General features: G+C 45.7%; 9 protein-coding genes and 1 pseudogene. 2 read left to right on the forward strand and 8 right to left on the reverse strand.

Features of this window, described 5'->3' with window-relative positions; genetic code table 11:
* Together carB and B7C60_RS11875 are read left to right on the forward strand one after the other, a co-directional pair.
* A pseudogene (gene carB / locus B7C60_RS19055) lies at positions 1–601 on the forward strand (carbamoyl-phosphate synthase large subunit); the annotation flags it as partial.
* Between the two features lie 280 nt (positions 602–881).
* The gene (locus tag B7C60_RS11875; protein WP_099611829.1) at positions 882–1,664 is read left to right on the forward strand and encodes a TSUP family transporter; all 783 of its coding nucleotides are present in this window, start codon (positions 882–884) and stop codon (positions 1,662–1,664) included.
* Here the strand turns inward: B7C60_RS11875 and B7C60_RS11880 are convergent.
* From B7C60_RS11880 to B7C60_RS19060, 8 genes are all read right to left on the reverse strand, one after another.
* Positions 1,588–2,454 (reverse strand): LysR family transcriptional regulator, encoded by an 867-nt coding sequence (locus B7C60_RS11880; protein WP_099612028.1) that lies wholly within the window; start codon positions 2,452–2,454, stop codon positions 1,588–1,590. The two genes, B7C60_RS11875 and B7C60_RS11880, sit on opposite strands and share 77 nt — an antisense overlap.
* Before the next feature lie 100 nt (positions 2,455–2,554).
* A complete protein-coding gene (locus B7C60_RS11885; RefSeq protein ID WP_099611830.1) occupies positions 2,555–3,175 on the reverse strand; it encodes a TRIC cation channel family protein in 621 nt (206 codons plus the stop codon).
* An 84-nt stretch (positions 3,176–3,259) separates the two neighbouring features.
* Positions 3,260–4,078 carry a vitamin B12 ABC transporter substrate-binding protein BtuF gene (btuF, locus tag B7C60_RS11890; RefSeq protein ID WP_099611831.1) on the reverse strand — a complete coding sequence of 273 codons (819 nt, stop codon included), beginning with the start codon at positions 4,076–4,078 and terminating at the stop codon, positions 3,260–3,262.
* Positions 4,079–5,032, reverse strand: coding sequence for a cobalamin biosynthesis family protein (locus B7C60_RS11895; protein ID WP_099611832.1), 954 nt, complete (start codon positions 5,030–5,032; stop codon positions 4,079–4,081).
* Between the two features lie 10 nt (positions 5,033–5,042).
* Complete coding sequence (gene mtnN, locus B7C60_RS11900; protein ID WP_099611833.1) at positions 5,043–5,741, reverse strand: 5'-methylthioadenosine/S-adenosylhomocysteine nucleosidase; 699 nt, start codon at positions 5,739–5,741, stop codon at positions 5,043–5,045.
* A 95-nt stretch (positions 5,742–5,836) separates the two neighbouring features.
* Positions 5,837–6,196, reverse strand: coding sequence for a DUF1499 domain-containing protein (locus B7C60_RS11905; RefSeq protein ID WP_099612029.1), 360 nt, complete (start codon positions 6,194–6,196; stop codon positions 5,837–5,839).
* A 300-nt stretch (positions 6,197–6,496) separates the two neighbouring features.
* Positions 6,497–7,966, reverse strand: coding sequence for a glutamate synthase subunit beta (locus B7C60_RS11910; protein ID WP_099611834.1), 1,470 nt, complete (start codon positions 7,964–7,966; stop codon positions 6,497–6,499).
* The coding region (locus B7C60_RS19060; protein ID WP_245869281.1) for a glutamate synthase-related protein at positions 7,967–10,488 on the reverse strand (2,522 nt) is incomplete at its 5' end.

Consider the following 10,488-nt stretch of genomic DNA (forward strand, 5'->3'; position numbering starts at 1 on the left):
GTTTACCAAAGAAATTATTCCGCCATACTACTCGGTCAAAGAAGTGGTACTTCCCTTTAATAAATTCCCAGGTGTTGACCCATTGCTTGGCCCTGAAATGCGTTCAACTGGTGAAGTGATGGGGGTTGGTGCTACTTTTGCGGAAGCGTTTGCTAAAGCTGAGCTTGGTTGTGGCAATGTGTATCCTGAGAGTGGCCGAGCATTATTATCCGTTCGTGAAGAAGATAAAGAGCGAGTGGTCGATTTAGCCTCTAAGTTGATTAAGTTAGGTTATAAACTGGATGCGACACATGGTACTGCGGTCATTTTGGGTGAAGCTGGGATTAACCCTCGTTTGGTAAATAAAGTTCATGAAGGGCGTCCACATATTCTTGATCGGATCAAAAACAATGAGTACACCTACATTGTGAATACGGCAGCAGGTCGTCAAGCAATTGAAGACTCAAAAGTGTTACGTCGTGGTGCATTAGCCGAAAAAGTAAACTATACCACCACCTTGAATGCAGCGTTTGCAACCTGTATGTCTCATACTGCAGATGCCAAAGCATCGGTGACTTCCGTACAGGAGTTGCATGAAAAAGTAAAAGCCAGCTTAGCCTAACCCGTAGTTAAAACAACGTGTTCAGGCTTTATTACTGACCTAATTGCCCGCTGAATTAAGCGGGCTTTTTGTTTGCCTAGGGTCTGTTTATCTTTCGCGCATATCGTGTACCTACATCTATTTAATCTCAGCCATTTGCTGTCTACCTATCATGCTCAGTGATTTAGGTTTATTTTTCGATTGATGAAAAATAAGAATAGGTTCTCGTCTTGTGTTTCGCTGTTTTGATCCTTGCAGCAGTGCTATGGTTGGTCTTTATTATTTAATGCGTTGATAAGAAATGGAATTTTCACTAGAGATATTGAGCCTGCTGTTTTTAGTAGCGGGCATTGCGGGATTTATTGATGCAATGGCCGGTGGTGGTGGTTTATTGACATTGCCAGCTTTACTTGCTGCTGGGGTGCCACCAACCCAAGCCTTGGCCACCAATAAATTGCAAAGCTCATTTGGTAGCTTTTCGGCGACTTTCTATTTTGTGCGCCAAGGCCTCGTGAGTCTAAAAGCGATGCGTTTGGCCATTGCCTGTACTTTTGTCGGCGCGGCGCTTGGTGCAGAAGCTGTGCAATATATTGATGCATCGTTGTTGACCAGCCTTATTCCCTTATTGTTGATTGCTATATCACTGTATTTTTTGTTGGCCCCACAAACACAACCTCATCGGCGTAAAGCTCTTTCTGAAGCCGTATTTGCCTTGATGATTGGTGGGGGTGTCGGTTTTTATGATGGTTTCTTTGGGCCAGGTACCGGATCGATTTTTACGGTTTGTTTTGTCGTTTTGGGGCAATTAGGATTAGTTGAAGCGACTGCACGTACTAAGGTGCTCAATTTTACCTCGAATATTGCGGCGCTGATCTTTTTCTTAATCGCCGGTCTGCCGATTTGGCAGATTGGCTTAACCATGGCTGTTGGCGGATTTATCGGTGCTCGTATGGGAGCAAAAGTGGTGATCACTAAAGGCCAGCGTTGGATCCGGCCTTTGGTCATTACTATGTCGATGATGATGGCGCTAAAACTGCTTTGGGAACAGCATCATATAGCGCTTTTATCAATGTTTGGACTCTAGTGTTTCGATACCGGTTGGCACGTAAACAAATATGGATGGGGCGAGTTAGCTCGGTTAATTCTTGAAAATGAAAGCAGTATTGAGGGGCAATCTTCAGTATTCTTACCATGGAGTGTGGCACTAAGGCGGGTAACATACCACCGAGTGCCAGTTGTGCAGCGGCGGTGTAAGAGTCCATCTCCATCGCTGAGCGAATGCCTTGCTTATGTAAGATAGCGGCTTGGTAAGTGTTAGCCGGATTATTTAAATCATTGGTGATAAGTTTGCTAGGCAGTGAATGCAATGCTTCTTTGCTGACGATGGTAAAAGGTTCTTCGCCTAAATGAAAGGTTAGTAAACCGTGATGAGCAGGCAGATAACCTGCGCAGAAGCCTAAGGTCGCTTTACCCGATTGAACATGTTCGACAATCCTTGGAGTATGGTTAGTGGTAATGACAAGGTGTGGATCTTGTTTCTGATAGCGTCCCATTATTTCAGCGAGATAGCCCGCGACTAAGGTTTCTGAGCAATCCATGCGAAGCGGCGTGCTATCTTCTAGAGCTTGCTGATCGAAAATTAAGCCATGCAATGCATTAAAAGTTGGGCCGATATTGGCAATCAACTGCTCTGCATCAGCGGTAAGTTTGATATAGCGTCCGGCAGGCATAATCAGCTTTTTACCTAGCTTATTTTCTAGGTTAGCAATACGTTTACTGACCGCAGATTGGCTGATGTAGAGCTGGCTTCCTGTGCGGCTCATGGTTTTCTCTTTACTGAGAACCAGTAATGTTTCGATTCCTTCGAGTAGCATCATTTCATGAAAAGTAGGAATGGGTTGCCCATAATACTCGATTATATAATGAACGGAAACCCGCTTATCCGTCGTCGTTAATCACTTTTTCTATCCGAAATTATTTACCAATAGCAAAGGTTGGCAACGAAAGGTGCCAACGAATAGCCCCTAAGCGGATGGCTAGAGTTGACGTTACTCCGCAGAGAAAGGCGGTGGAGCTGTCATAGTTTAAGTTTAAGGCACAAGTATGTACCAAACCGCCGATGATACAGGCGGTGGCGTAAACTTCACTTCTAAGAATCATGGGAATTTCACGAGCAAGTACATCACGGATAATGCCACCACCACAACCAGTAATTACGCCCATAATGATGGCGATCAATGCTGAATCTTGGTAGATCAATGCTTTTTCGACACCTATACCGACAAATACGGCTAATCCTATTGCATCACACACAGGAAGTATCCACCAAGATAATCGTTTAGGGCGACGAACGACCAACATAGTCAATAAACAGGTGATGAATACTACCCACAAGTACGTGGTATCGGTAATCCAAAAGACAGGGGTAGCCCCTAAAGCCATATCGCGTATGGTACCACCGCCAATTGCAGTTACACTGGCCAGAACCACCACACCAAATGGATCCATCTTGAGTCGTCCTGCCAGTAGTACGCCAGAAATGGCAAACACTGCGGTGCCAAACATATCAATAAGGTAGAGCAGTGAAGTATCCAATTTATAATCGCTCGCTTTACATTCCTGGTTTATTGTTCAGGAGAGATGAGTTGGTCGCCGAGTTTAGCAAATACTTTGGCGATATCAAGGGGCCTGTTTTTGTTCAAAGTATCCACAAACCTGTTCGATAGCCATGAGCGTCCTTGGGGTAGGACGGTTAAGCCAGTCGGGGTTGAGTGGCCAAATGTACGACGGTTTGCCCACCATCAGTTGTTCACGCCACTTGTTCCACATGGTGCCATCACGCATAGCATGTTGAGAGGTGAAAATAACCTCAGGTTGTGCAAGTAATACTTGCTCGATACTGACCTGTGGATAAGGCGAGGGACTGTTTTGAAAGACATTTTCTCCGCCACAAATACGAAAAATCTCGCTGGGCCAGTTGTTCTGTGCCAAGGTGATGATGGGTTTTTCGCTGAGTTGATAAAAATAGCGAGTTGGAGCGAGATGAGCATACCGTTGATGTAACTGGTCAAGCTGTTGGCGAAAGTCTTTCGCGGCTTGCAGACCCACGGCAGGATTTTTTGCATAATGACTTAACTGCTCGATTTCATCCGCAATATCAAGTAATTGCTTGGGGTGCGAGTAAAAGATCGGAATACCTAACCTTGTCAGTTTTTCTAGCTCGCGGAGGGCATTACCTTCAGGCCAAGCAATAACGAGATCCGGTTGTAAACGGACAATGCGTTCAATGTTGATTGCTTGAAAATTGGCAACGGTTGGAAGCATTTTGGCCTGCTCGGGATAGTCGCTGAATTCACTAACCGCAATCAGTTTGTCACCAAGACCTGCAGCAAATGCTAATTCGGTTGCATGAGGGGCTAAGCTGATAATGCGCTCAGCGGCGGATGCTATGCAAGGATAAGTCAGTAATAGTGAACAAAATAGTAAGAGGCGTTTCATTTAGAAGCCTTGATGAATGATCAATAAGAGGAGGCTTTGTAGTGCAATCCAGATCCAAACTCTGTGGCTAAGTAGACGGTAAACCTGTTGCAGATGAAGGCTGGCTGGAGCAATACGTCCGCCGATTTTAGCCCGAATGGCTTTTTGTTGACCATAAATGGCGGGGCCACCAAGCGATAATTGTAATTTATTTCCTACGGCGCACAGCAGCCAACCCGGGCCAGGTAATGGCCAAGAGCGGCTTTGCATTAACGTCACTTGAAGTATTGGTTTTGCCTGTTTACCCATGAGAATTAACAGCGCGAAGCCTCGTAGCGGAATAAAATCGAGGACAGCAACCATCCGAATAATAGGTAATCCAAAGGGATGAAATTGTGATCGTGAAGGGGACCAACAGCGAGCTAACTCTACCATTAATCGATAGATAAAGGCTCCCGTACCTCCCAAAATGGCATACCAAAAAAGCACGCCGATCAGATGACGCCCTAACCTCATGATCAAGGTTTCGACACTGGCTTTACCAAGACCCAATAACGATAGGGTGTCAGTTTCTCGATTAACAAAAGGAATGAGTAAACGGCGGGCGAGTTTTTTATCTTCATTTGATAGAGCCTCGCTCATCTGTTGGGTGAATTTTTCACAACTTCGCCAATCTAAGGCTAACAGTAGTAATGCGAGTTCAAATAAATGAGGGTGCCAAACCAATGGTTTTAAGGCGATACACAGTAGAATAGTTGGAATAACCATCAACAGCCAAGCTAAGGTGCCAGAAATTAAATTCTGTTGATAGCTGCTGGGCGTATTGACCTTTTGGGCAAGTAGCTCGGCAAATTTATGCCATAGCGTCACTGGATGAGCCGTATGAGGTATGGGTAATACCCAGTGAAATAACAATGCGCCCCACATGATCAGTAGCGCGCTATTGGCATTGAAAAAAGTGGAAAGTTCGTCCATGAGAGCTGGGTTACTTGTTCAGCATTTCAACCATTTTTACCACCATTTCAGATGAGCTTTGTGCAGCAAGGGGTAAAAATTCATCGAATGACAGGGGCGAGGCTTTATCCGCAACATCAGAAATAGCGCGCACCACAACAAAAGGAACCTGAAATTGATGGCAGGTTTGGGCAATTGCCGATGCTTCCATTTCCACCGCAACTACAGAAGGAAAGTGCTGACGAATATAGTTTTGACGCTCTTCAGTGCATACAAAAGCATCACCTGTACAGATCAATCCGCGAACCGCGTGTTTGCCCGGTATGGATGCTAATGCTTGTTCGGCCACGGTGATTAATTTTTCATCGGCTATGAAAGCTGCGGGTTGGCCTGCCATTTGGCCCATTTCATAGCCAAAAGCGGTAACATCGGCATCATGGTGACGAACTTCGCTGGAAATCACGACATCACCCATCGTCAGGCTGGAGTCAAATCCACCGGCTGATCCTGTATTGATGATCACATCGGGCTGGTAGTCATTCAGCAACAGCGCCGTACCAATGGCAGCGGAAACTTTACCAATGCCTGATTGTAGAACAATGACATCGGCTCCATGTAGTTCGCCTACGTAATAGGTACAACCCGCTTTATTGACCTCTTGGCTATGTTCGAGAGTGTCTTTTAAAATCGCGACTTCTTGTTGCATCGCACCGATGATGCCAATTTTCATACAATATCTCTTAATCAGTAAATAAAACGGCCAAAGTTTACCATGTTGTCTGTGGTTTGAGCGAGAATGGTTAGATATATTACTCAATTAAAGGTTTACAGTAACATACCGGCAGCGTTTAGCTTTTCTCTCAATGCTTCCACTCTTCTACGATTCACGCCAAAATCACTGTATCCTACTCGAGATTCAGAACGGACGATCAGTTGATCGCCGTTTAATTTCAGTTCTAAATCATCCACAAAACGTAGAATACGAGTTGTGCACTCGATACGTAAATAATAGTCTGTTTTTACTGCGGTTTCTGAACCGGGGAGAGCTAAAGCAATACGTTCGATCTGATCAAGTGTCACACCCGGACGTAAAATAAAAGGAGCGATAGCAAATTTGCTTCGTTGTTCTTCAGTTGATACGCAATTGGGTTTATTGCCACAAGGGGTTGAGGTTCGGTCAATCATATTGGCTGAAATTCCTTGGCTACAGGCGGTCAGTAGTATCGGCAAACCGATCATGATCCATGGTTTCACGATCTTTTCCTATCCAGAACAAAGAGTAATCATAGCGGATATTTATCGTAGCGGGTAACCGGTGATGCATATCCTCAACTTAGCTCACACTTGTTAAACGTATGTCAACAGACCCTAGGTGATGAGACGTAAGCAAATAAAAAAGGCTAACGTTAACGTTAGCCAAGCTAGAAAGGATGAACAGGAAAGCGACGAACCCACTGCGATATTAAGTGCAGTGGGAAGGCTTGATTAAGCAGAGAGCATTAATGAATCGGCTTTTGCTTCAAGGTGAGTATTTCCCATCAGAAAGGCGTCCACTGCTCTAGCAGACTCTCGCCCCTCATTAATACAACGAACCACTAACGATTGCCCGGTACGCATATCTCCGGCGGCAAATACGCCTTTTTGGTTCGTTGCAAAATCTTGAGTGGCGACGTTTCCGCGCTCATCAAGCTTGATATCAAGTTGAGCAAGCACACCTTGCGGTTCTGGGTGAAGAAAGCCCATGGCAAGGAAAGCCATATCACAAGGAATGACCCGTTCACTTCCCGCCACCTCACTAAACTCTGGGCGTTGACCGGGAGCGGCGTCTTGCCAAACAATATCTGCAATGCGTAAGGCAGTCACTTCACCTTTATCGTTACCGATAAACTCTTTAGTGAGAATATTCCAATGACGCTCACACCCTTCTTCATGCGAAGTGGAGGTGCGAAGAATCATCGGATATTGCGGCCAAGGCATATTAGCAGGACGCTTTTCTGGTGGCATCGGCATGATTTCTACTTGGGTAATGCTTGCAGCCCCATGACGATTAGAGGTACCAACACAGTCAGAGCCAGTATCACCGCCACCAATCACCACCACATGTTTCCCTTTAGCATGAATCTCTTCACCTTTTAGATCCATGTTGTTTGCTCGACGGTTATTTTGCGCGAGAAATTGCATTGCAAAATAAACGCCCTTTAGTTCACGGCCAGGGATTGGAAGATCACGAGGAACGGTTGAACCTCCAGTCAGTAAGATAGCATCAAACTCTTGACGTAATTGCTGAGCATTGATGTCGATACCGACGTGAGTATTGACGACAAATTGAACGCCAGCCTCCGCCATGAGATCAATTTTTCGATCGATGACCGCCATACTTAGCTTAAAGTCAGGAATACCAAAACGCAGTAACCCACCGACTTTTTCATCTCGTTCATAAACCGTAACTTGGTGGCCCGCACTATTGAGTTGCTCTGCAGCAGCCAGTCCAGCAGGACCAGAACCAATAATGGCGACTTTTTTCCCCGTTCGTGAACGTGGTGTTTTCGGTTTGGCATAACCTGCTTGATACGCTCGTTCAACGATGGTTTTTTCGATATTACAAATGGTGATCGGATCTTGGTTAATACCGAGTACGCACGAAGTTTCACAAGGGGCGGGGCAAACTCGCCCGGTAAATTCGGGAAAGTTATTGGTTGAACTTAAGATTTGCCAAGCCTCTTCCCAACTATCTCGATAAACCGCATCATTGAATTCAGGAATGATGTTACCAATCGGGCATCCGCTATGGCAAAATGGTACCCCACAATCCATGCAGCGTGCTGCTTGCTGATTGATTTTATTTCCAAACTCTTGATTCAGAACGAATTCATGGTTGTTCTTGATCCGCTCTGCCGGGTCGATTTTTTTTGGCAGTTCACGACCAAACTCTAAAAATCCAGTTGCTTTTCCCATTTACATAGCCTCCGCTTCTTCCGTTGTCGCTGCGGCTTCCTGACGTTTTTGAAGGACGGCCTTATAGTCTCTTGGCATTACTTTAGCTATTGAGGCTAAGTGGTGTTCAAAATCGTTTAGGAACGTTTTTGCCACTTCACTTCCTGTGAATTGGACATGTTTAGTGAGCATATCTTTTAATAACGCTTTGTCTTCTGGTTCAATCGGATCGAGATCCACCAACTCTGAGTTGAGTTTTTGATGGAAATCCCCCGTTTTATCCCAGACGTAGGCGATACCACCACTCATTCCCGCGGCAAAGTTCCGACCGGTTGAGCCTAAGATAATCGCAATCCCTCCCGTCATGTATTCACAACCGTGATCACCAACGCCTTCGACAACAACTCTCGCACCAGAATTTCGGACACAGAAGCGTTCACCGGCTAAGCCTCGGATGAATGATTCACCAGAGGTTGCTCCATAAAAGCAGACGTTGCCGACTACAATATTATCTTCAGCTGTGATGGTTGCTGCACGGTTTGGATAGAGAACTAAAGTACCGCCAGATAGCCCTTTACCCCAATAGTCGTTCGCATCACCTTCCACCTCAAAATGGACCCCTTTCGCTAGGAATGCACCAAAAGATTGTCCGGCACTGCCATTAAACTTCACGTGCATCGGTTGAGGTAGCCCTTGGTCTTGGTACACTTTTGAAATTTCATTTGACAGCATTGTGCCAGTACTGCGATCGGTATTAATGATCGGGAATTGCGCGTTGACTGGCAGACCTTGTTCAAGTGCGGGCTTGGCGATTTCGATTAATTGACGATCCAGAACATGCGCTAGCTGATGATTTTGTGCCGTTTGACAATAGATACCATCGGTTTCTCGTGGTGGTTCAAAGTGTAATAAGGTCGATAGATCGAGGTTTTTGTATTTCCAATGGCCAATATCATCACGGACTTTCAATTTTTGTACTTGACCGACCATTTCATCAATGGTGCGGAAGCCAAGTTCAGCCATAATTTCGCGTAAACCTTGCACCATATATTGGAAGAAGGTAACAACATCTTCAACACGACCATCAAAACGTTCACGGAGTGTTTTGTTTTGCGTAGCTATCCCAACAGGGCAGGTGTTTTTATGGCACTTACGCATCATGATACACCCTTCAACGACAAGCGCAGCGGTTGCAACACCCCATTCCTCTGCACCAAGTAGCGTGGCGATAGCGATATCGCGCGGCGTTTTCATCTGCCCATCGGCTTGTACCACGATACGGTTACGTAAGCCATTTTTCAGTAGTGTTTGGTGGGTTTCTGCTAAACCCAGTTCCCAAGGTAGCCCTGTATGGCGAATCGATGAAATCGGCGATGCGCCAGTTCCACCGTCATGACCGGCAATCAGCACCACATCCGCTTTGGCTTTAGCAACCCCAGAAGCAATAGTACCAACTCCCGCTTCTGATACCAATTTGACATTAACGCGGCCTTTACGGTTAGCGTTCTTTAAGTCAAAGATCAATTGAGCCAAATCTTCAATAGAATAAATGTCGTGGTGTGGTGGTGGTGATATAAGGCCGACTCCAGGCGTCGAGTGACGAGTCGCTCCGATCCAATCATCGACTTTATCACCTGGCAGCTGTCCCCCTTCACCGGGTTTCGCTCCTTGCGCCATTTTTATCTGAATTTCATCAGCGTTGGTTAGGTAGTAAGAGGTGACACCGAAACGACCAGAAGCGACCTGCTTGATGGCAGAGCGTTCCCAGTCACCATTTTCTTTACGAATAAAACGAGCGGGATCTTCTCCCCCTTCACCAGAGTTCGATTTTGCACCTAACCGGTTCATCGCAACAGCGAGGGTTGAGTGAGCTTCGTGAGAGATAGAACCAAATGACATCGCGCCAGTTGCAAAACGTTTTACAATGTTTTCAATCGGTTCGACTTCATCAATGGGAATAGAACCGGCCGGATTTTTAATAAAATCCAGTTGGCTACGCAGCGTGACAGCTTTGTCGCCTTGGCTATCTACGGCTGCCGCATACTGTTTAAATTGCTGATAGTCTTTATTGCGGGTTGCCTGCTGAAGCAGATGAATGGTTTCAGGATTAAATAGGTGCTTTTCTCCTCGTTGTTTCCATTGGTAAATACCACCGACATCGAGCATTTGTAGCGGGATGTCACGAGTTGGATAACCAATGCGATGACGAACAACAACTTCTTTGGCAATGTCATCTAGTGTTAGGCCTTGAATACGAGTAATGGTGCCGGTGAAGTATTTATCGACAACGGCTTTACTGATCCCTAAGGCTTCAAAAATTTGTGCGCCGTGGTAGGACTGTAGGGTTGAAATGCCCATTTTAGAGAAAATCTTCAGTAGGCCAGCGTTGATTCCCTTACGATAGTTTTCGAAGTATTTCTCGAGTGGGAGATCGGCATTGAGTTTATTACGACGCTGCAGATCAACGATGGTTTCTACTACTAAGTACGGGTTGACCGCATTTGCACCATAACCAACTAAGGTCGCAAAATGGTGCGTTTCGC

It is taken from the genome of Vibrio fujianensis, from assembly GCF_002749895.1.
Taxonomy (GTDB): domain Bacteria; phylum Pseudomonadota; class Gammaproteobacteria; order Enterobacterales; family Vibrionaceae; genus Vibrio; species Vibrio fujianensis.

Coding starts and splice junctions, on each gene's coding strand:
- B7C60_RS11875 (WP_099611829.1), top strand. CDS start 882: ATGGAATTTTCACTAGAGATATTGAGCCTGCTGTTTTTAGTAGCGGGC.
- B7C60_RS11880 (WP_099612028.1), bottom strand. CDS start 2,454: ATGCTACTCGAAGGAATCGAAACATTACTGGTTCTCAGTAAAGAGAAA.
- btuF (WP_099611831.1), bottom strand. CDS start 4,078: ATGAAACGCCTCTTACTATTTTGTTCACTATTACTGACTTATCCTTGC.
- B7C60_RS11895 (WP_099611832.1), bottom strand. CDS start 5,032: ATGGACGAACTTTCCACTTTTTTCAATGCCAATAGCGCGCTACTGATC.
- mtnN (WP_099611833.1), bottom strand. CDS start 5,741: ATGAAAATTGGCATCATCGGTGCGATGCAACAAGAAGTCGCGATTTTA.
- B7C60_RS11905 (WP_099612029.1), bottom strand. CDS start 6,196: ATGATTGACCGAACCTCAACCCCTTGTGGCAATAAACCCAATTGCGTA.
- B7C60_RS11910 (WP_099611834.1), bottom strand. CDS start 7,966: ATGGGAAAAGCAACTGGATTTTTAGAGTTTGGTCGTGAACTGCCAAAA.